The sequence below is a fragment of the Streptococcus sp. 1559 genome, from assembly GCF_013276735.1.
Classification (GTDB): domain Bacteria; phylum Bacillota; class Bacilli; order Lactobacillales; family Streptococcaceae; genus Streptococcus; species Streptococcus pseudopneumoniae.
In genome coordinates, this window is record NZ_VMLO01000086.1 from 1 (window position 1) to 21,822 (window position 21,822).

20 protein-coding genes and 4 pseudogenes are annotated in these 21,822 nt (G+C 40.5%); 20 read left to right on the forward strand and 4 right to left on the reverse strand.

The features are described 5' to 3' along the window. The coding region (locus tag HT688_RS09615) for a transposase family protein (RefSeq protein WP_172923735.1) at positions 1–318 on the forward strand (318 nt) is incomplete at its 5' end. 838 nt (positions 319–1,156) lie between these two features. Here HT688_RS09615 and argS read toward each other — a convergent pair. Next, positions 1,157–2,848 carry an arginine--tRNA ligase gene (gene argS / locus HT688_RS09620; protein ID WP_172923736.1) on the reverse strand — a complete coding sequence of 564 codons (1,692 nt, stop codon included), beginning with the start codon at positions 2,846–2,848 and terminating at the stop codon, positions 1,157–1,159. A 135-nt stretch (positions 2,849–2,983) separates the two neighbouring features. On the opposite strand from argS, the gene argR reads away from it, so the two are divergent. The 19 genes and pseudogenes from argR to HT688_RS09715 form a co-directional block, all read left to right on the forward strand. Then, positions 2,984–3,430, forward strand: coding sequence for an arginine repressor (gene argR / locus HT688_RS09625; protein ID WP_023939905.1), 447 nt, complete (start codon positions 2,984–2,986; stop codon positions 3,428–3,430). A 50-nt stretch (positions 3,431–3,480) separates the two neighbouring features. Beyond that, positions 3,481–6,015, forward strand: coding sequence for a DNA mismatch repair protein MutS (gene mutS, locus HT688_RS09630; protein WP_172923737.1), 2,535 nt, complete (start codon positions 3,481–3,483; stop codon positions 6,013–6,015). 145 nt (positions 6,016–6,160) lie between these two features. Continuing rightward, positions 6,161–7,867: a multidrug efflux ABC transporter subunit PatA gene (gene patA / locus HT688_RS09635; RefSeq protein WP_172923738.1), complete on the forward strand. Its 1,707-nt coding sequence runs from the start codon at positions 6,161–6,163 to the stop codon at positions 7,865–7,867. 1 nt (position 7,868) lies between these two features. Then, positions 7,869–9,635: a multidrug efflux ABC transporter subunit PatB gene (gene patB, locus HT688_RS09640; RefSeq protein ID WP_138707937.1), complete on the forward strand. Its 1,767-nt coding sequence runs from the start codon at positions 7,869–7,871 to the stop codon at positions 9,633–9,635. Between the two features lie 256 nt (positions 9,636–9,891). After that, positions 9,892–10,581: a gamma-glutamyl-gamma-aminobutyrate hydrolase family protein gene (locus tag HT688_RS09645; protein ID WP_054388460.1), complete on the forward strand. Its 690-nt coding sequence runs from the start codon at positions 9,892–9,894 to the stop codon at positions 10,579–10,581. Between the two features lie 170 nt (positions 10,582–10,751). Beyond that, positions 10,752–12,101: a glucose-6-phosphate isomerase gene (locus HT688_RS09650; protein ID WP_000018269.1), complete on the forward strand. Its 1,350-nt coding sequence runs from the start codon at positions 10,752–10,754 to the stop codon at positions 12,099–12,101. A 130-nt stretch (positions 12,102–12,231) separates the two neighbouring features. After that, the gene (gene gltX / locus HT688_RS09655) at positions 12,232–13,692 is read left to right on the forward strand and encodes a glutamate--tRNA ligase (protein ID WP_000031077.1); all 1,461 of its coding nucleotides are present in this window, start codon (positions 12,232–12,234) and stop codon (positions 13,690–13,692) included. A 13-nt stretch (positions 13,693–13,705) separates the two neighbouring features. Next, entirely contained in the window at positions 13,706–14,140 is a 435-nt protein-coding gene (locus HT688_RS09660) for a cytidine deaminase family protein (protein ID WP_023934276.1), read from the forward strand. A gap of 131 nt (positions 14,141–14,271) precedes the next feature. Then, on the forward strand, positions 14,272–14,511 hold the full coding sequence (locus tag HT688_RS09665) for a hypothetical protein (protein ID WP_000907298.1): 240 nt from the start codon (positions 14,272–14,274) through the stop codon (positions 14,509–14,511). Between the two features lie 309 nt (positions 14,512–14,820). Next, positions 14,821–15,879: a zinc-dependent alcohol dehydrogenase family protein gene (locus HT688_RS09670; RefSeq protein ID WP_000649458.1), complete on the forward strand. Its 1,059-nt coding sequence runs from the start codon at positions 14,821–14,823 to the stop codon at positions 15,877–15,879. A gap of 150 nt (positions 15,880–16,029) precedes the next feature. Beyond that, positions 16,030–16,395, forward strand: coding sequence for a DUF1033 family protein (locus HT688_RS09675; RefSeq protein ID WP_172923739.1), 366 nt, complete (start codon positions 16,030–16,032; stop codon positions 16,393–16,395). Positions 16,396–16,470: 75 nt separating this feature from the next. Next, positions 16,471–17,412, forward strand: a complete 942-nt coding sequence (gene comGA / locus HT688_RS09680; protein ID WP_000249547.1) for a competence type IV pilus ATPase ComGA — start codon at positions 16,471–16,473, stop codon at positions 17,410–17,412. Next, positions 17,360–18,376, forward strand: coding sequence for a competence type IV pilus assembly protein ComGB (gene comGB / locus HT688_RS09685; RefSeq protein WP_166731556.1), 1,017 nt, complete (start codon positions 17,360–17,362; stop codon positions 18,374–18,376). The genes comGA and comGB overlap by 53 nt, the downstream gene beginning before the upstream one ends. A 1-nt stretch (position 18,377) precedes the next feature. After that, positions 18,378–18,704: a competence type IV pilus major pilin ComGC gene (gene comGC, locus HT688_RS09690; RefSeq protein ID WP_138700025.1), complete on the forward strand. Its 327-nt coding sequence runs from the start codon at positions 18,378–18,380 to the stop codon at positions 18,702–18,704. Then, on the forward strand, positions 18,697–19,101 hold the full coding sequence (gene comGD / locus HT688_RS09695; RefSeq protein WP_031233395.1) for a competence type IV pilus minor pilin ComGD: 405 nt from the start codon (positions 18,697–18,699) through the stop codon (positions 19,099–19,101). Before comGC ends, comGD begins: the two co-directional genes overlap by 8 nt. After that, positions 19,064–19,366, forward strand: coding sequence for a competence type IV pilus minor pilin ComGE (gene comGE / locus HT688_RS09700; protein ID WP_188110999.1), 303 nt, complete (start codon positions 19,064–19,066; stop codon positions 19,364–19,366). Before comGD ends, comGE begins: the two co-directional genes overlap by 38 nt. Next, positions 19,329–19,788: pseudogene (comGF, locus tag HT688_RS09705) on the forward strand (competence type IV pilus minor pilin ComGF). Before comGE ends, comGF begins: the two are co-directional and overlap by 38 nt. After that, positions 19,766–20,167 (forward strand): competence type IV pilus minor pilin ComGG, encoded by a 402-nt coding sequence (gene comGG, locus HT688_RS09710; protein ID WP_172923741.1) that lies wholly within the window; start codon positions 19,766–19,768, stop codon positions 20,165–20,167. The pseudogene comGF and the gene comGG overlap by 23 nt, the downstream one beginning before the upstream one ends. Before the next feature lie 32 nt (positions 20,168–20,199). Continuing rightward, a pseudogene (locus HT688_RS09715) lies at positions 20,200–20,325 on the forward strand (SAM-dependent methyltransferase); the annotation flags it as partial. A gap of 578 nt (positions 20,326–20,903) precedes the next feature. Here the strand turns inward: HT688_RS09715 and HT688_RS09720 are convergent. From HT688_RS09720 to HT688_RS09730, 3 genes and pseudogenes are all read right to left on the reverse strand, one after another. Next, complete coding sequence (locus HT688_RS09720; RefSeq protein WP_023935296.1) at positions 20,904–21,380, reverse strand: GNAT family N-acetyltransferase; 477 nt, start codon at positions 21,378–21,380, stop codon at positions 20,904–20,906. 149 nt (positions 21,381–21,529) lie between these two features. Then, positions 21,530–21,637 (reverse strand): annotated as a pseudogene (locus HT688_RS09725) (IS5/IS1182 family transposase); the annotation flags it as partial. Between the two features lie 102 nt (positions 21,638–21,739). Continuing rightward, a pseudogene (locus tag HT688_RS09730) lies at positions 21,740–21,822 on the reverse strand (IS5/IS1182 family transposase); the annotation flags it as partial.

The following is a 21,822-nucleotide window of genomic DNA, read 5'->3' on the forward strand; positions in this document are numbered from 1 at the left end:
GATATGAAGTTGTTCAAAACGAGTCGCAGAAATATCGGACAAGCTGGTAAAATCTTGGCTGACAGTGCTTATCAAGGGCTTATGAAGGTATATCCTCAAGCACAAACTCCACGTAAATCCAGCAAACTCAAGCCGCTAACAGCTGAAGAGAAAGCCTATAACCATGCGCTATCTAAGGAGAGAAGCAAGGTTGAGAACATCTTTGCCAAAGTAAAAACGTTTAAAATGTTTTCAACAACCTATCGAAATCATCGTAAACGCTTCGGATTACGAATGAATTTGATTGCTGGTATTATCAATCATGAACTAGGATTCTAGTTTTGCAGGAAGTCTATTATTTGGTTAGGTGAATTAGTGAAGCGTTTAGGCAAGTGTCTCTGGTTACGACGTAAAGAAACATAAATCGATAATATTTATGTTTCTTTACTAGTGAAGCGTCTAAGCAAATCCCTGATAGGATTTGGCGTTAGTTGCTTAGACTACTTTGCAATCAAGTAATTAAAAGATTACGACATGAACCAAATCAAATCGATATTATTTGGTTAGATGAATTAGTAAAGCGTTTAGACAAGTGTCTCTAGTTACGACGTCATGGTCTCTAAATCGATTATATTTAGAGACCATGACTAGTGAAGCAGTTAGCTAGTCCGCATATAAGCGGCTAGCGTCTAACAATTAGGAACTTTAGTTCCAATAATTTTAAGATTACGACGTTTTAGAACATAAATCGATCATATTTATGTCCTAAAACTAGTGAAGCGCCTAGCCAAATACCTGATAGGCTTTGGCGTTAGTTACTTAGATTGCTTAACAATCAAGTAATTAAAAGATTACGACATGAACCAAACCAAATCGATATTATTTAGTTTGGTGAATTAGTAAAGTGTTTAGGCAAGTATCTCTGGTTACGACGTCATGGTCTCTAAATCGATTATATTTAGAGACTATGACTAGTGAAGCAGTTAGCTAGTCCGCATATACGCGGCTAGCGTCTAACAATTAGGAACTTTAGTTCCAATAGCTTTAAGATTACGACGTTCTGGAACATAAATCGATAATATTTATGTTCCAGAACTAGTGAAGCGCCTAGCCAAATCCCTGATAGGATTTGGCGTTAGTTACTTAGATTGCTTTGCAATCAAGTAACTTTGGCGATTTACATCTTCTCTGGCGCTTCTACCCCAAGCAAGCGAAGGGATTCTTTGAGAACGACTGCGGTTGCGTAGCTAAGGGCTAGACGGCTGTCGCGTTCTGGACTTTCATCCAAGATGCGCGTATGTGCATAGTATTTGTTGAAGGCTTGAGCCAGACTAATTGCAAATTTAGCAATGATAGAAGGTTCAAAGTTATCCGCCGCACGGTTGATAATACGTGGGAAATCTTGGATGAGTTTGATGATTTCCCAGCTTTCAGCATCATTCAAGCTATAGTTGCCAGCTGTTTCTGGTTTGAAATCCGCTTTGCGTAAGATCGATTGGATACGAGCGTAGGCGTATTGAACATAAGGTCCAGTTTCACCCTCGAAGGATACCATAGCTTCTAGGTCGAAGTCGTATCCATTTGTACGGTCGGTTTTGAGGTCATAAAATTTAATGGCTCCAACCCCAACAGCATGTGCTACCTGATCTTTATTTTCCAATTCAGGATTTTTTGCTTCGATTTGGGCTTTGGCACGGCTAACAGCCTCTGCAACAGTAGGCTCTAGCAAGATGACATTCCCTTTACGAGTAGAGAGTTTCTTCCCTTCTTTTGTAACCAAACCAAAAGGAACGTGGGTAATGTCGTCACTCCAATCGTAACCCATCTCTTGCAAGACAGCTTTGAGTTGTTTAAAGTGGGCAGATTGCTCTTGACCAACGACATAGATAGATTTAGCAAATTGGTATTCGTTTTTACGGTAAAGGGCTGCAGCCAAGTCACGTGTGATATAGAGAGTTGCACCATCAGATTTCTTGATAAGGGCTGGATGTTCAATTCCATATTTCTCAAGATTGACAACTTGGGCACCTTCTGATTCAACAAGTAGTCCTTTTTCAGAAAGAATGTCTACAACTGCATCCATCTTATCGTTGTAGAAGGCTTCTCCATTGTAGCTGTCAAATTCGACTTGCAATTCATTGTAAAGGCGGTTAAATTCCACTAAACTTTCATCACGGAACCATTGCCAAAGAGCGAGAGCTTCCTCGTCTCCATTTTCAAGCTTACGGAACCATTCGCGTGCTTCTTCATCCAAGCTAGGGTCATTTTCAGCCTCAGCATTGATGCGGACATAGAGTTTAAGAAGTTCATCAATTGGATGAGCTTTTACAGCTTCTTCGTCGCCCCATTTTTTGTAGGCTACAATCAGCATTCCAAACTGTTTACCCCAGTCTCCCAAGTGGTTGATCTTGACCGTTTGATAACCGATTTTTTGGAAGATATGTGATAAGCTATCTCCGATGACAGTTGAGCGCAGGTGACCAATAGAGAATGGTTTAGCGATATTGGGACTAGACATATCGATAACAACATTTTCTTGTTTGCCAATAGTTTGATCAGCATAGTGTTCTTTTTCAGTGATAACAGCTTGCAATACTTGAGCAGAAATGGCAGATTTATCAAGGAAAAAGTTGACGTAAGGTCCTGTTGCAACAACCTTTTCAAAGGCTTGGCTGTTAATTTTTTCAGCCAGTTCAGCCGCAATCATTTGAGGTGCTTTACGTTCGACTTTTGCAAGAGAAAAAGCAGGGAAAGCAATGTCTCCCATTTCTGAGTTTTTAGGGGTTTCCAGTAAATTTAAAATAGCCTCTTGGTCCAGGCTATCAATGATGCTAGCCAATTCGCTAGCAATCAATTCTTTTGTATTCATTAAGAGCTCCTTTTTGGACTTTTCTACTATTTTATCACAATTTTAAAGAAAGAAGAAAAAATTTTTGAAATCTCCTATTTTTTTGGTATAATATAGTTATAAAAATAGTTATAAATATTCACATAAGAGGATTTTATGAGAAAAAGAGATCGTCATCAGTTAATAAAAAAAATGATTACTGAGGAGAAATTAAGTACACAAAAAGAAATTCAAGATCGGTTGGAGGCACACAATGTTTGTGTGACGCAGACAACCCTGTCTCGTGATTTGCGCGAAATCGGCTTGACCAAGGTCAAGAAAAATGATATGGTGTATTATGTACTAGCAAATGAGACAGAAAAGATTGATTTGGTGGAATTTTTGTCTCATCATTTAGAGGGTGTTGCAAGAGCAGAGTTTACCTTGGTGCTTCATACCAAACTGGGAGAAGCTTCTGTTTTGGCAAATATTGTAGATGCAAACAAGGATGAATGGATTTTAGGAACAGTTGCTGGTGCCAATACCTTATTGGTCATTTGTCGAGACCAGCACGTTGCCAAACTCATGGAAGATCGTTTGCTAGATTTGATGAAAGATAAGTAAGGTCTTGAGAGTTGCTCTCAAGACTTATTTTTGACAAGGAGAGACGGACAATGGCGACAGAAAAGCTATCACCTGGCATGCAACAGTATGTGGAGATTAAAAAGCAATATCCAGATGCGTTTTTGCTCTTTCGGATGGGTGATTTTTATGAATTATTTTATGAGGATGCGGTCAATGCTGCGCAGATTCTGGAAATTTCCTTAACGAGTCGCAACAAGAATGCCGACAATCCGATTCCTATGGCGGGTGTCCCCTATCATTCTGCCCAACAGTATATCGATGTCTTGATTGAGCAGGGTTATAAGGTGGCTATCGCAGAGCAGATGGAAGATCCTAAACAAGCGGTTGGGGTTGTGAAACGAGAAGTTGTTCAGGTTATTACGCCAGGAACAGTGGTCGATAGCAGTAAGCCGGATAGTCAGAATAATTTTTTGGTTGCCATAGATCGCGAAGGCAATCAATTTGGCCTAGCTTATATGGACCTGGTGACGGGTGACTTTTATGTGACAGGTCTTTTGGATTTCACGCTGGTTTGTGGGGAAATCCGTAATCTCAAGGCGCGAGAAGTGGTGTTGGGCTATGACTTGTCTGAGGAAGAAGAACAAATCCTCAGCCGCCAGATGAATCTGGTGCTCTCTTATGAAAAAGAAAACTTTGAAGACCTTCATTTACTGGATTCGCGATTGGCAACGGTGGAGCAAGCGGCATCCAGTAAGCTGCTACAGTATGTTCATCGGACTCAGATGAGGGAATTGAACCACCTCAAGCCTGTTATCCGTTATGAAATTAAAGATTTCTTGCAGATGGATTATGCGACCAAGGCTAGTCTGGATTTGGTTGAGAATGCCCGTTCAGGCAAGAAGCAAGGCAGTCTTTTCTGGCTTTTGGATGAAACCAAGACGGCTATGGGCATGCGTCTCTTGCGTTCTTGGATTCATCGTCCTTTGATTGATAAGGAACGAATCGTCCAACGTCAAGAAGTAGTGCAGGTCTTTCTCGGCCATTTCTTTGAGCGTAGTGATTTGACAGACAGTCTCAAGGGTGTTTATGACATCGAACGTTTGGCTAGTCGTGTTTCTTTTGGCAAGACCAACCCAAAGGATCTCTTGCAGTTGGCGACTACCTTGTCTAGTGTGCCACGGATTCGTGCGATTTTAGAAGGGATGGAGCAACCTGCTCTAGCCTATCTCATCGCACAACTGGATGCAATCCCTGAGTTGGAGAGTTTGATTAGCGCAGCGATTGCTCCTGAAGCTCCTCATGTGATTACAGATGGTGGAATTATCCGGACTGGCTTTGATGAGACTTTAGACAAGTACCGTCGCGTTCTCAGAGAAGGGATTAGCTGGATTGCTGAGATTGAGGCTAAGGAACGCGAAAACTCTGGTATCAGTACGCTCAAGATTGACTATAATAAAAAGGATGGCTACTATTTCCATGTGACCAATTCACAACTGGGAAATGTGCCTGCTCACTTTTTCCGCAAGGCGACGCTGAAAAACTCAGAACGCTTCGGTACCGAGGAATTAGCTCGTATCGAAGGCGACATGTTGGAGGCGCGTGAGAAGTCAGCTAACCTAGAGTACGAAATTTTTATGCGCATTCGTGAAGAGGTCGGCAAGTACATTCAGCGTTTGCAGGCTCTAGCTCAAGGAATTGCGACCGTTGATGTCTTGCAAAGTCTGGCGGTTGTAGCTGAAACCCAGCATTTGATTCGACCTGAATTCGGAGATGATTCGCGAATTGATATCCAGAAAGGACGCCATGCTGTCGTTGAAAAGGTTATGGGGGCTCAGACCTATATTCCCAATACGATTCAGATGGCAGAAGATACCAGTATTCAACTGATTACAGGGCCCAACATGAGCGGGAAGTCAACCTACATGCGTCAGTTAGCCATGACGGCGATAATGGCCCAGTTGGGCTCTTATGTGCCAGCAGAAAGTGCCCATTTACCTATTTTTGATGCTATCTTTACCCGTATCGGAGCAGCCGATGATTTGGTTTCAGGCCAATCAACCTTCATGGTGGAGATGATGGAGGCCAACAATGCCATTTCGCATGCAACAAAGAATTCCTTGATTCTTTTTGATGAGTTAGGTCGTGGAACTGCAACTTATGACGGGATGGCTCTTGCCCAGTCCATCATCGAATACATCCATGAACATATCGGAGCCAAGACCCTCTTTGCGACCCACTACCATGAGTTGACTAGTCTGGAGTCTAGTTTACAACACTTGGTCAATGTCCACGTGGCAACCTTGGAGCAGGATGGGCAGGTCACCTTCCTTCACAAGATTGAACCAGGGCCAGCTGATAAATCCTATGGTATCCATGTTGCCAAGATTGCTGGTTTACCGGCTGATCTTTTAGCGAGAGCGGATAAGATTTTAACGCAACTGGAGAGTCAGGGGCAAGAAAGTCCTGCTCCTATGAAACAAACAAGTACTGTCTCAGAACAAATTTCACTCTTTGATACGACTGAAGAACATCCTATCCTAGCAGAATTAGCTAAACTGGATGTTTACAATATGACACCTATGCAGGCTATGAATGTCTTGGTCGAGTTAAAACAGAAACTATAAAGAGAAAATTACTAGTCATTCTAGCTGTATCAAGGAGACTTCTTTGACAATCCCCCACTTTTTTGCTAGAATAACATCACACAAACAGAATGAGAAGGAGCTGACACATTGTCGCTCCCTTTTGTCTATTTTTTAAGGAGAAAGTATGCTGATTCAGAAAATAAAAACCTACAAGTGGCAGGCCTTGACTTCGCTTCTGATGACAGGCTTGATGGTTGCTAGTTCACTTCTGCAACCGCGTTATCTGCAGGAAGTCTTAGACGCCCTCCTTGCTGGAAAATATGAAGCTATTTATAGTATCGGGGCTTGGTTGATTGGTGTGGCCGTAGTCGGTCTAGTTGCTGGTGGACTCAATGTTGTCCTCGCAGCCTATATTGCCCAAGGAGTTTCATCTGACCTTCGGGAGGATGCCTTCCGTAAAATCCAAACCTTTTCTTATGCTAATATTGAACAATTTAATGCGGGAAATCTAGTCGTTCGCATGACAAATGACATCAACCAGATTCAGAACGTGGTCATGATGACCTTCCAAATTCTTTTCAGACTTCCCCTCTTGTTCATCGGTTCGTTTATCCTGGCGGTTCAAACCCTTTCTTCTCTGTGGTGGGTGATTGTTCTCATGGTAGTCTTGATTTTTGGTTTGACTGCTGTCATGATGGGAATGATGGGGCCTCGTTTTGCCAAGTTTCAAACCCTTCTTGAACGCATCAATGCCATTGCCAAGGAAAATTTGCGTGGCGTTCGTGTGGTCAAGTCCTTTGTCCAAGAAAAAGAGCAGTTTGCTAAGTTTACGGAAGTTTCAGACGAGCTTCTCGGTCAAAATCTTTACATCGGTTATGCTTTTTCAGTAGTGGAACCTTTCATGATGTTGGTCGGTTATGGGGCGGTATTCCTCTCTATTTGGCTAGTTGCAGGGATGGTTCAGTCGGATCCATCAGTTGTTGGCTCTATTGCTTCCTTTGTTAATTACCTGAGCCAGATTATCTTTACCATTGTTATGGTTGGATTTTTAGGGAATTCTGTCAGCCGTGCCATGATTTCTATGCGTCGTATTCGAGAAATTCTTGACGCAGAGCCAGCTATGACCTTCAAGGATGTGCCAGATGAAGAGTTGGTCGGAAGTCTTAGCTTTGAAAATGTAACCTTTACCTATCCAATGGATAAGGAACCGATGCTGAAAGATGTGAGCTTTACTATTGAATCTGGTCAAATGGTTGGTGTCGTTGGAGCGACTGGTGCAGGGAAGTCAACCTTGGCTCAATTGATTCCACGTCTCTTTGATCCGCAAGAAGGCTCTATTAAAATCGGTGGCAAGGATATTCGAGAAGTGAGTGAAGGAACCCTGCGTAAAACAGTGTCTATCGTTCTCCAACGTGCCATTCTCTTCAGTGGAACGATTGCAGATAACTTGAGACAGGGTAAGGGAGATGCTACTCTATTTGAAATGGAGCGTGCAGCCACTATTGCCCAAGCCAGTGAATTCATTCATCGTATGGAGAAAACCTTTGAAAGTCCAGTTGAGGAACGAGGAACCAACTTCTCAGGTGGACAAAAACAAAGGATGTCGATTGCGCGTGGGATTGTCAGCAATCCACGTATTCTGATTTTTGACGATTCGACCTCGGCCTTGGATGCTAAGTCAGAGCGCCTGGTTCAAGAAGCCTTGAATAAGGACTTGAAGGGAACAACAACCATTATCATCGCGCAAAAGATTAGCTCGGTTGTTCATGCAGATAAAATCTTGGTTCTAGATCAAGGACGATTGATTGGTCAAGGTACGCATGCAGACTTGGTTGCCAACAATGCTGTTTACCGTGAAATCTACGAAACACAGAAAGGAAAGGAGGAGTAAAATGAAGACAGTTCAATTTTTTTGGAATTATTTTAAAGTTTATAAGCTATCATTTGTAGTTGTTATCCTGATGATTGTTCTGGCGACTCTTGCCCAAGCTCTCTTTCCGGTCTTTTCTGGACAAGCAGTGACGCAACTAGTTAATTTAGTCCAAGCTTATCAAGATGGCAATCCAGAACTTGTTTGGCAAAGCCTATCAGGAATCATGGTCAATCTTGGTCTGCTGGTTTTGGTTTTATTTATTTCTAGTGTCATATACATGTGTCTCATGACGCGCGTGATTGCAGAATCGACCAACGAGATGCGCAAAGGCCTCTTCGGTAAGCTTGCTCGGTTGACGGTTTCTTTCTTTGACCGCCGACAAGATGGCGATATCCTATCTCGTTTTACCAGTGATTTGGATAATATCCTCCAAGCCTTTAATGAAAGTCTGGTTCAGGTCATGAGCAATATTGTTTTATACATTGGTCTGATTCTTGTCATGTTTTCGAGAAATGTGACGCTGGCTCTCATCACCATTGCAAGTACACCAGTGGCCTTCCTCATGTTGATTTTCATCGTGAAAATGGCACGCAAATACACCAATCTCCAGCAGAAAGAGGTAGGGAAGCTCAACGCCTATATGGATGAGAGTATCTCAGGCCAAAAAGCCGTGATTGTGCAAGGAATTCAAGAGGATATGATGGCAGGATTTCTTGAACAAAATGAGCGCGTACGCAAGGCAACCTTTAAAGGAAGGATGTTCTCAGGAATTCTGTTCCCTGTCATGAATGGGATGAGTCTGGTTAATACAGCCGTCGTTATCTTTGCTGGTTCGGCCGTTCTATTAAACGATAAGACTATTGAAACAAGTACAGCCCTAGGTTTGATTGTGATGTTTGCCCAATTTTCACAACAGTACTACCAGCCTATTATTCAAGTTGCAGCTAGTTGGGGAAGTCTTCAGTTGGCCTTTACAGGGGCTGAACGGATACAGGAAATGTTTGATGCAGAGGAAGAAATCCGACCTGAAAAGGCTCCAATCTTCACTCAGTTGCAAGAAGGTGTTGAAATCAGTCATATCGATTTTTCATACTTGCCTGATAAACCTATTTTGAAAGATGTCAACATTTCTGCCCCTAAAGGCCAGATGACTGCAGTTGTTGGGCCAACGGGTTCAGGGAAAACCACTATTATGAACCTCATCAATCGCTTTTATGATGTTGATGCTGGCGGTATTTATTTTGATGATAAAGACATTCGTGACTATGATTTAGATAGTCTTAGAAGTAAAGTGGGAATTGTCTTGCAAGATTCCGTTCTTTTTAGCGGAACCATTCGAGACAATATCCGTTTCGGTGTGCCAGATGCCAGTCAGGAAATGGTTGAGTCAGCAGCCAAAGCAAGCCACATTCACGACTATATCGAAAGTTTGCCTGATAAGTACGATACTCTTATTGATGATGAGCAGAGTATCTTCTCGACAGGGCAGAAGCAATTGATTTCCATTGCTCGAACCCTGATGACAGATCCAGAAGTTCTCATTCTCGATGAAGGCACTTCAAACGTAGATACGGTGACAGAAAGCAAGATTCAGCATGCCATGGAGGCAGTTGTAGCAGGCAAAACCAGTTTCGTTATTGCCCACCGCTTGAAAACTATTCTCAATGCTGATCAGATTATTGTCCTTAAAGATGGAGAGGTCATTGAACGTGGTAACCACCATGAACTCTTGAAACTAGGTGGATTCTACTCAGAACTCTATCACAATCAATTTGTTTTTGAATAAGAAAGAAGTTGTCCTATGGGGCAGCTTTTTCTTGTCCATAAAAAATTTTTATCACAGTCTTAAAAAAAACATATTAGACGAAAGACGCTTTGAGTGATATGATAGGACTATCGTTATACTCAATGAAAATCAAAGAGTAAACTAGGAAGCTAGCCGTAGGTTGCTCAAANNGTCAGTAACATATATACGGTAAGGCGATGCTGACGTGGTTTGAAGAGATTTTCGAAGAGTATTAATATTCGAAAGGAGAGACATCATGCCTAGAACCGTTGTAGGAGTTGCTGCAAATCTATGTCCCGTAGACACAGAAGGCAAAAACATTCATTCATCTGTATCTTGTAGATTCGCAGAGAGCATTCGTCAAGTCGGTGGTCTCCCTTTAGTCATTCCTGTTGGTGATGAGTCTGTTGTACGCGATTATGTGGAAATGATTGACAAGCTCATTTTGACAGGAGGCCAAAATGTTCATCCTCAGTTTTATGGAGAGAAAAAGACCATTGAGAGCGATGATTACAATCTAGTGCGTGATGAGTTTGAATTGGCCCTCTTGAAAGAAGCGCTTCGTCAGAATAAACCAATTATGGCAATCTGTCGCGGTGTTCAACTTGTCAATGTTGCCTTTGGTGGAACCCTCAATCAAGAAATCGAAAGTCACTGGCAAGGACTCCCTTTCGGAACATCTCACTCTATTGAGACGGTAGAAGGAAGCGTGGTGGCTAAGCTATTTGGGAAAGAAAGTCAGGTCAACTCCGTCCATCGTCAAAGCATTAAAGATTTGGCACCTAATTTCCGCGTAACCGCTATTGATCCAAGAGACCAAACCATTGAAGCGATTGAATCTATCGACGAACACCGCATTATCGGTTTGCAGTGGCATCCAGAGTTTCTGGTTAATGAAGAAGATGGCAATTTAGAATTATTTGAGTATTTATTGAATGAACTGTAACGACTGGGACATCTGGTCGTTCTTTCTTTTATTTTTTCAAAATTTTTGGAATGTGGGATTTTTACGCAAACGTTTGAATTCTGATAAAAATTGGAGAAATTTGACAAAAAAACTTGAAAAAAACGAAGGTAAGCGTTATGATAGAAAAGAAGAAATATTGGAGGAATAACATGTCACATATTAAATTTGATTATTCAAAAGTTTTAGACAAATTTGTTGCACCACATGAAGTGGAATACATGCAATCACAAGTAACAGCAGCAGATGAATTGATCCGTAAAGGGACTGGTGCTGGTAGCGACTTCTTGGGATGGTTGGATCTTCCTGAAAACTACGACCGTGAAGAATTTGACCGTATCTTGAAAGCTGCTGAGCAAATCAAATCAGACAGCGATGTCTTGGTTGTAATCGGTATCGGTGGATCTTACCTTGGTGCCAAAGCAGCAATCGACTTCTTGAACCACCACTTTGCTAACTTGCAAACAAAAGAAGAACGCAAGGCACCACAAATCCTTTACGCAGGAAACTCAATCTCATCTACTTACCTTGCTGACTTGGTAGAGTATGTTGCAGACAAAGACTTCTCAGTAAACGTGATTTCTAAATCAGGTACAACAACTGAACCAGCTATCGCTTTCCGTGTCTTCAAAGAACTCTTGGTTAAGAAATACGGTCAAGAAGAAGCCAACAAACGTATCTATGCAACAACTGACCGCCAAAAAGGTGCTGTTAAGGTTGAAGCAGATGCTAACGGTTGGGAAACATTTGTTGTTCCAGATGACATAGGTGGACGCTTCTCAGTCTTGACAGCTGTTGGTTTGCTTCCAATCGCAGCATCAGGAGCTGACATCAAAGCCCTTATGGAAGGTGCGAACGCAGCTCGCAAAGACTACACTTCAGATAAAATCTCTGAAAACGAAGCTTACCAATACGCAGCAGTTCGTAACATCCTTTACCGTAAAGGTTATGCAACTGAGATCTTGGTAAACTACGAGCCATCACTTCAATACTTCTCAGAGTGGTGGAAACAATTGGCTGGTGAATCAGAAGGAAAAGACCAAAAAGGTATCTACCCAACTTCAGCCAACTTCTCAACTGACTTGCACTCATTGGGTCAATTTATCCAAGAAGGAACTCGTATCATGTTTGAAACAGTTGTTCGTGTTGACAAACCTCGTAAAAATGTGATTATTCCTACTTTGGAAGAAGACCTTGATGGACTTGGTTACCTTCAAGGAAAAGACGTTGACTTTGTAAACAAAAAAGCAACTGACGGTGTTCTTCTTGCACACACAGACGGTGATGTACCAAACATGTACGTGACTCTTCCAGAGCAAGACGCTTTCACTCTTGGTTATACAATCTACTTCTTCGAATTGGCTATCGCTCTTTCAGGTTACTTGAATGCTATCAACCCATTTGACCAACCAGGTGTTGAAGCCTACAAACGTAACATGTTCGCCCTTCTTGGAAAACCAGGATTTGAAGAATTGAGCAAAGAACTTAACGCACGTCTATAATAATAGAAGAAAAGAGTGGTTTGTCCACTCTTTTTACTCTCTTTATCCATAGAAATTGGACTCAGCCAAGACTTGTGATATAATATAGAGAGCAAAAAGGCAGACGCCTAGAGACTTTATAGGAGAAACTATGTCAAAAGATATCCGCGTACGTTACGCACCAAGTCCAACAGGACTACTACACATCGGGAATGCCCGTACAGCATTGTTTAATTACTTGTATGCGCGCCATCATGGTGGAACATTTCTCATTCGTATCGAAGATACTGACCGTAAACGCCATGTCGAGGATGGTGAACGTTCACAACTTGAAAACCTTCGCTGGTTAGGCATGGATTGGGATGAAAGTCCAGAATCACATGAGAATTATCGCCAGTCTGAGCGTTTGGACTTGTATCAAAAATACATTGCCCAACTATTAGCTGAAGGAAAAGCCTATAAATCTTACGTTACAGAAGAAGAGTTGGCAGCTGAACGCGAACGCCAAGAAGTAGCTGGCGAAACACCACGCTACATCAATGAATACCTTGGTATGAGTGAAGAAGAAAAAGCAGCTTACATCGCAGAACGTGAAGCAGCAGGGATCATCCCAACTGTTCGTTTGGCTGTCAATGAGACAGGTATCTACAAGTGGCATGATATGGTCAAAGGTGATATCGAATTTGAAGGTGGCAATATCGGTGGTGACTGGGTTATCCAAAAGAAAGACGGTTATCCAACATACAACTTTGCCGTTGTCATCGATGACCATGATATGCAGATTTCTCACGTAATCCGTGGAGACGACCACATCGCTAATACACCAAAACAGCTCATGGTTTATGAAGCACTTGGTTGGGAAGCTCCAGAGTTCGGTCACATGACCTTGATTATCAACTCTGAGACTGGTAAGAAGTTATCTAAACGTGATACTAATACACTTCAATTTATAGAAGATTACCGTAAGAAAGGTTACCTTCCAGAAGCAGTTTTTAACTTTATTGCTCTTCTTGGTTGGAACCCAGGTGGCGAAGATGAGATTTTCTCTCGTGAAGAACTCATTAAACTGTTCGATGAAAATCGCCTCAGCAAGTCTCCAGCAGCCTTTGACCAGAAAAAACTAGACTGGATGAGCAATGACTATATCAAGAATGCAGATCTAGAAACTATCTTTGAAATGGCAAAACCATTCCTAGAAGAAGCAGGTCGATTGACTGACAAGGCTGAAAAATTAGTTGAGCTCTATAAACCACAAATGAAATCAGTAGATGAGATTATCCCATTGACAGACCTCTTCTTCTCAGACTTCCCAGAATTAACTGAGGCTGAGAAAGAAGTCATGGCAGGTGAAACAGTCCCAACAGTTCTTGAAGCCTTCAAAGCAAAACTCGAAGTGATGACAGATGATGAATTCGTGACAGAGAATATCTTCCCACAAATTAAAGCAGTCCAAAAGGAAACAGGTATTAAAGGGAAAAATCTTTTCATGCCTATTCGTATCGCAGTTTCAGGTGAAATGCATGGACCAGAATTACCAGATACAATTTTCTTGCTTGGACGTGAAAAATCAATCCAGCATATCGAAAATATGTTAAAGGAAATCTCTAAGTAAGAAGGGTACAATAATGGACATCTGGGAAAAGATGTACGAAGAAGCACAGAAACTATACAATCCACATGAAGTATCAGACTTTGTTTATGCCAATCATGTTGTAGCTGCAGTAGAAGCAGAAGATGGACAAATATTTACAGGTTTCTGTATGGAGGGAACCTGTGGTGTTTTCCATCTCTGTGCAGAACGGGCGGCCCTCTTCAATATGTACCAATTTTCAGGACAAACTAAGGTTAAGAAAGTATTAGCCTTTCGAGATAAAGCACCTTATGGTGGAAGTTCAGGAATGCCCTGTGGCGCTTGCAGAGAATTCCTTTTAGAGTTGAACGCTGAAAATAAAGATGCAGAATTCATGATGGACTACGATACAAGAAAGACAGTGAAAGTCGCAGAACTAATGCCCTATTGGTGGGGAGAAGAACGTGCTTCTAAGTTTAATAATCAATAGAAGAGTCAGTATAATTCTGGCTCTTTTTACTATAATTTGAAAAACTGTACTTGAAAAGAATTGAAAAATTGAAAAAATGAAAAAAGTTTAAAAAAGTAGAAAATCTAATTGCTACTGCTATTTCCGGTGGTGTGGCAGGCATTGGTAATTTGGTAAAGAAAAAAGGATTGGCAGTTGCTAAAGCTACTTTAAGTAGGGTAGCTAAAAAAGCTGCTATTCGTTTAGGCATTTATAGCAATCGGTTAGCTGAACTTCTTGAACGTATATTTGATTATATTAACATTTTCTACAATGTAGGTTATGCGGTAGCTCAATGGGTTGATGCTAGGGATGTATATCCAAATAATGGACGGATTAATTTCTGGGCTTAAATCTATGTGTAAGATTTTATTATCTTTGTTTTCTTATTTCATTTGCTAGCACATTACATTTTTGGATTTGATCAGTTGAGTGTTACCCAATTATTATTATCTTCGATTTTTGTTGCAGGTATCAGAAAAATTGGAGATGAGTCATAAGAGAGAAGGCAGAAGTTAGAGATTAGCTTCTGCTTTTTTATCTATATTGCTTTACCGGTAAACGAAAAAGTTAAAAATATCACAAAAAATCTTGAACAAGCAAATGAAAAGGTTTACAATTATATTATAAATAGTACAAATAAAAAAACGGAGGAGTGCTTTATGAAAGCCTATACTTATGTTAAACCAGGACTTGCTTCTTTTGTTGACGTTGACAAACCAGTTATTCGCAAGCCAACAGACGCTATTGTGCGTATCGTAAAAACCACTATTTGTGGAACAGACCTCCATATCATTAAAGGAGATGTTCCTGCTTGTCAAAGTGGTACCATTCTTGGCCACGAAGGAATTGGGATTGTTGAAGAAGTTGGAGAAGGAGTTTCTAACTTCAAAAAAGGCGACAAGGTCTTGATTTCTTGTGTCTGTGCCTGTGGTAAATGCTACTACTGTAAAAAAGGAATTTATGCCCATTGTGAAGACGAAGGGGGCTGGATTTTCGGTCACTTGATTGACGGTATGCAGGCTGAGTATCTACGTGTCCCTCATGCAGATAACACTCTTTACCACACTCCAGAAGACTTGTCAGATGAAGCCTTGGTTATGCTATCAGACATTCTGCCTACTGGATATGAAATTGGTGTCTTAAAAGGGAAAGTAGAACCTGGTTGTAGCGTAGCCATTATCGGTTCAGGTCCAGTTGGATTGGCTGCTCTATTGACAGCTCAATTCTATTCACCAGCCAAATTGATTATGGTGGACTTAGACGATAACCGCTTGGAAACTGCTTTATCATTTGGTGCGACTCACAAGGTTAATTCTTCAGACCCTGAAAAAGCCATTAAAGAAATTTATGATTTGACAGATGGCCGTGGTGTAGATGTCGCTATTGAAGCTGTTGGTATTCCTGCAACATTTGATTTCTGTCAAAAGATTATCGGTGTAGACGGAACAGTTGCCAACTGTGGTGTACATGGTAAACCAGTTGAATTCGATTTGGATAAACTTTGGATTCGCAACATCAATGTAACAACTGGTTTGGTATCTACAAATACAACTCCACAATTGTTGAAAGCTCTTGAAAGTCATAAGATTGAACCAGAAAAACTGGTAACTCACTATTTCAAACTCAGTGAAATTGAAAAAGCCTACGAAGTCTTCAGTAAAGCAGCAGACCACCATGCCATTAAGGTCATTATCGAAAACGATATCTCAGAAGCCTAAGTAGTAAAAATATTTTTGTACATAAGTAAATAGAAATTCAGTCATCCATCAGATGGCTGGATTTTTTATCAAAAAATTAAGAAATGAGCATATTTCTTTCCTTGTCTGGCGGAATTGGTTATAATATATGGTACAAAGGAATGAATGAATATGTATCGTGTTATAGAAATGTACGGATATTTTGAACCCTGGTGGTTCTTAGAAGGTTGGGAAGAAGATATTGTAGCAAGTAAGAAATTTGACCAGTATTATGATGCTCTCAAATACTACAAGACTTGCTGGTTTAGATTGGAACAAGAATCCCCTCTTTATAAAAGTAGAAGGGACTTGATGACCATTTTTTGGGACCCGGAAGATCAACGCTGGTGTGATGAATGTGATGAGTATTTACAACAATACCATTCTTTGGCTCTTTTACAGGATGAGCAGGTTATTCCAGATGAAAAACTACGTCCAGGCTATGAAAAACAAACAGGTAAGGAAAGGCACCGTTCTTGCCGTATGAAAGTAAAATAGAGAAAAAGTAACTTTTTGGAGTTGCTTTTTTATTTTTTCCAAATCTTTGCGAATAGTATAGGTGAGGAGGTAGGTATGGTTCAAGAAATTGCACAAGAAATCATTCGTTCGGCCCGGAAAAAAGGAGCGCAAGATATTTATTTTGTCCCTAAGTTAGATGCCTATGAGCTTCATATGAGGGTAGGAGACGAGCGCTGTAAAATTGGCTGTTATAACTTCGAAAAATTTGCGGCCGTCATCAGTCACTTTAAGTTTGTGGCGGGTATGAATGTGGGAGAAAAGCGACGTAGTCAACTCGGTTCCTGTGACTATGAATATGACCAGAAGATGGCGTCCCTACGTTTATCTACCGTAGGCGATTATCGAGGGCATGAGAGTTTAGTCATTCGCTTGTTGCACGATGAAGAGCAGGACTTGCATTTTTGGTTTCAGGATATTGAAGAATTAGGCAAGCAGTACAGGCAACGGGGACTCTATCTTTTTGCTGGCCCGGTTGGGAGTGGTAAGACGACCCTGATGCATGAATTGTCCAAGTCACTCTTTAAAGGACAGCAAGTTATGTCCATCGAAGATCCTGTCGAAATCAAGCAGGACGACATGCTTCAGTTGCAGTTGAACGAAGCAATCGGCCTAACCTATGAAAATCTCATCAAACTTTCCTTGCGTCATCGACCAGATCTCTTGATTATCGGAGAAATTCGGGACAGCGAGACGGCGCGTGCAGTGGTCAGAGCTAGTTTGACAGGTGCAACAGTTTTTTCAACCATTCACGCCAAGAGTATCCGAGGTGTTTATGAGCGTCTGTTGGAGTTGGGTGTGAGTGAAGAAGAATTGGCAGTTGTTCTGCAAGGAGTCTGCTACCAGAGATTAATCGGGGGAGGAGGAATCGTTGACTTTGCAAGCAGAGATTATCAAGAACACCAAGCAGCCAAGTGGAATGAGCAAATTGACCAGCTTCTTAAAGATGGACATATCACAAGTCTTCAGGCTGAGACGGAAAAAATTAGCTACAGCTAAGCAAAAAAATATCATCACCCTATTTAACAATCTCTTTTCTAGCGGTTTTCATCTGGTGGAGACCATCTCCTTTTTAGATAGGAGTGCTTTGTTGGACAGGCAGTGTGTGACCCAGATGAGTGTGGGCTTGTCTCAGGGGAAATCATTCTCAGAAATGATGGAAAGTTTGGGATGTTCAAGTGCCATTGTCACCCAGTTATCCCTAGCTGAAGTTCATGGCAATCTCCACCTGAGTTTGGGAAAGATAGAAGAATATCTGGACAATCTGGCTAAGGTCAAGAAAAAATTGATTGAAGTAGCGACCTATCCCTTGATTTTGCTGGGTTTTCTTCTCTTAATTATGCTGGGGTTACGGAATTACCTGCTCCCACAACTGGATAGTAGCAATATTGCCACCCAAATTATCGGTAATCTGCCACAAATCTTTCTAGGAATGATAGTTTTTGTTTCAGTAGGTGTCCTTTTAGCACTCACTTTTTATAAAAGAAGTTCTAAGATGCGCGTCTTTTCTATCTTAGCGCGCCTTCCCTTTATTGGAATCTTTGTGCAGACCTATTTGACAGCCTATTATGCACGTGAATGGGGGAATATGATTTCACAGGGAATGGAGTTGACGCAGATTTTTCAAATGATGCAGGAACAAGGTTCCCAGTTCTTTAAAGAAATCGGTCAAGATTTGGCTCATTCTCTCCAAAATGGTCGAGAATTTTCTCAAACTATAGGAACCTATCCTTTCTTTAAAAAGGAGTTGAGTCTCATCATCGAGTATGGTGAAGTCAAGTCTAAGCTGGGGAGTGAGTTGGAAATCTATGCTGAAAAAACTTGGGAAGCCTTTTTTACCCGAGTCAACCGCACCATGAATTTGGTGCAGCCACTGGTTTTTATCTTTGTAGCACTGATTATCGTTTTACTTTATGCGGCAATGCTCATGCCCATGTATCAAAATATGGAGGTAAATTTTTAAAATGAAAAAAATGATGACATTCTTGAAAAAAGCTAAGGTTAAAGCTTTTACACTTGTGGAGATGTTGGTGGTCTTGCTCATCATCAGCGTGCTTCTCTTACTCTTTGTACCTAATCTGACCAAGCAAAAAGAAGCAGTCAACGACAAAGGAAAAGCTGCTGTTGTTAAGGTGGTGGAAAGCCAGGCAGAGCTTTATAGCTTAGAAAAAAATGAAGATGCTAGCCTAAGTAAGCTACAAGCAGATGGGCGAATCACAAAAGAACAAGTTAAAGCCTATAATGAATACTATACTAAAAATGGAGAGGCAAATCGTAAAGTCAATGATTAAGGCCTTTACCATGCTGGAAAGTCTCTTGGTTTTGGGTCTTGTGAGTATCCTTGCCTTGGGCTTGTCCGGCTCTGTTCAGTTCACTTTTGCGGCAGTAGAGGAACAGATTTTCTTTATGGAATTTGAAGAACTCTATCGGGAAACCCAAAAACGCAGTGTAGCCAGTCAGCAAAAGACTAGTCTGAACTTAGATGGGCAGACCATTAGCAATGGCAGTCAAAACTTGACAGTTCCTAAAGGAATTCAGGCACCATCAGGCCAAAGTATTACATTTGACCGAGCTGGGGGCAATTCGTCCTTAGCTAAGGTTGAATTTCAGACCAGTAAAGGAGCGATTCGCTATCAATTATATCTAGGAAATGGAAAAATTAAACGCATTAAGGAAACAAAAAATTAGGGCAGTGATTTTACTGGAAGCAGTAGTCGCTCTAGCTATCTTTGCCAGCATTGCGCCCCTCCTTTTGGGACAAATTCAAAAAAATAGGCAAGAGGAAGCAAAAATCTTGCAAAAGGAAGAAGTCTTGAGGGTAGCTAAGATGGCCTTGCAGACAGGTCAAAATCAGGTAAACATAAACGGAGTGGAGATTCAGGTGTTTTCTAGCGAAAAGGGATTGGAGGTCTACCATGGTTCAGAACAGTTGTTGGCAATCAAAGAGCCATAAGGTCAAGGCTTTTACCTTGTTAGAATCCCTGATTGCCCTGATTGTCATCAGTGGAGGATTACTCCTTTTTCAAGCTATGAGTCAGCTCCTCATTTCAGAAGTTCGCTACCAGCAACAAAGCGAGCAAAAAGAGTGGCTCTTGTTTGTGGACCAGCTGGAGGCAGAGTTAGAGCGTTCTCAGTTTGAAAAGGTGGAAGGCAATCGTATCTATATGAAGCAGGATGGCAAGGAGATCGCTATGGGTAAGTCTAGGGCAGATGATTTCCGTAAAACGAATGCTCGTGGTCGAGGTTATCAACCTATGGTCTATGGGCTTAAGTCTGCGCAGATTACAGAGGAGGGCCAACTGGTACACTTTCGTTTCCAATTTCAAAAAGGATTAGAGAGAGTTTATCTATCGTGTGGAAAAAGAAGAAAGTTAAGGCAGGTGTTCTCCTTTATGCAGTCAGCATGGCAGCTATCTTTAGTCTTTTATTACAATTTTACTTGAACCGACAAGTCGCCCACTATCAAGACTATGCTTTGAATAAAGAAAAATTGCTTGCTTTTGCCATGGCCAAACGAGCCAAGGATAAAGCCGAGCAAGAAAGTGGGGAACAGGTTTTTAATCTGGGTCAGGTGAGTTATCAAAACAAGAAAGCAAGCTTGGTGACAAGGGTTCGTACGGATAAGAGTCAATATGAGTTCATCTTTCCTTCCGTCAAAATCAAAGAAGAGAAAAGAGAGAAAAAGGAAGAGGTAGCGACCGATTCAAGCGAAAAAGCGGAGAAGAAAAAATCGGAAAAGAAAGAGAACTCCTAGCCAATCAAGCTACTTTGTGCCAAACTAAAAATATGAAACATGATTTTAACCACAAAGCAGAAACTTTTGATTCACCTAAAAATATCTTTCTTGCAAACTTGGTTTGTCAAGCAGTCGAGAAACAGATTGATCTTCTATCAGACAAAGAAATTTCGGATGCTTTTTGTATGAATAATCGGGGTAGCTACCTATCCGAATTTTTAAATTTTCCTAGTACGAAGAAGTTACTAAGGAACATCGCGAAAGGTTCTCTTAATCAATCCAATATAAAGGCAAGGAGTAGTAAATACGAAACAAATTTTAAAATTTTTTAAATTGAAATTTGGCTTTTAACATGAGGGGTTTCCCTTCACCAAATTTGAGTCTGCCTATCCCTTGACTATTCTTTCCTTTCACAAACGAGTCGCTTATTCAATTATAAGTTTACGTGCTCCTAGTCACAGTTCTTGTGCTTGATGGAAAGAATGACACCTATAAAAATGCGAGGTAGTGGCTATGCCACTCACTTATTCACCTCCACGTGATTTGTAGTAGTGATAGACTTTCTCACTATTATTATAAAACAAAATAAAGAGCACACCACTTTTTCATTCTGTCTTGTGCCTTGAGTGAAACGAAAGGAATGAATTATAAACATAAAAGTTTAGTATATAGATTATTCCTCTCAAAATATGCAAATAAGCTAGGATACTAAATTTATAGCAGACTTAGTGAAAAGCAGAAACTAGAAATGATACTAGTTTCTGCTTTTCTCCATAATAATTAATTTCCCCTTTTTTCCTTCTAAATCTTTCTTCACAACAAAAAAACCTGAATTTCTATATGCTTTTTGAGCCAATATATTTTTTTCATTTACAGCCAATACAATATGGTTAATTTCTAATTTTAAAGTTGAGTCTATGAATTCAAATATTTTATTCAGAGCATTAGAACCATATCCTTGATTTCTGAAATTATCATCAATAGAAAATCCTCTAATAAGCGCATAATCTTTTTGATAATAGCCATACTTTTTAGGACCAGTGTTTAGGTGTAGGCAAAAAAATCCAATTACTTTATGTTCTTTATTAAGTATTACTATTGGGTATCTATACTTATCTTTTTTAGACTTTTCAATAATATTTTTTGGGGTATCAGTATGTGTAATATCATTTAAAGAATAAGAACTTAAAGAATGGTAATGGTCAACTTCACTATACAAAGATAATTTCATGATAATTAATTCCTTTCTCTTTATGTAAGATACATAACTAAATAGGACTCTAGGTATGTAGATTTTTTTATGAAATGTCCTATAAAAATCAGATATATTTAGAGTTATTACTTTAGTCCTTTATTTTCATTATTAGACTTCCTGCAAAACTAGAATCCTAGTTCATGATTGATAATACCAGCAATCAAATTCATTCGTAATCCGAAGCGTTTACGATGATTTCGATAGGTTGTTGAAAATATTTTAAACGTTTTCATAGTGAAATGAAATAAGAACAGGACAAATCAATCAAGACAGTCAAATCGATTTCTAACAATGTTTTAGAAGTAGAGGTGTACTATTCTAGTTTCAATCTACTATACTTTGTCAAAAATACTCTCAACCTTGATTCTCTCCTTAGATAGCGCATGGTTACAGGCTTTATCTTCAGCTGTTAGCGGCT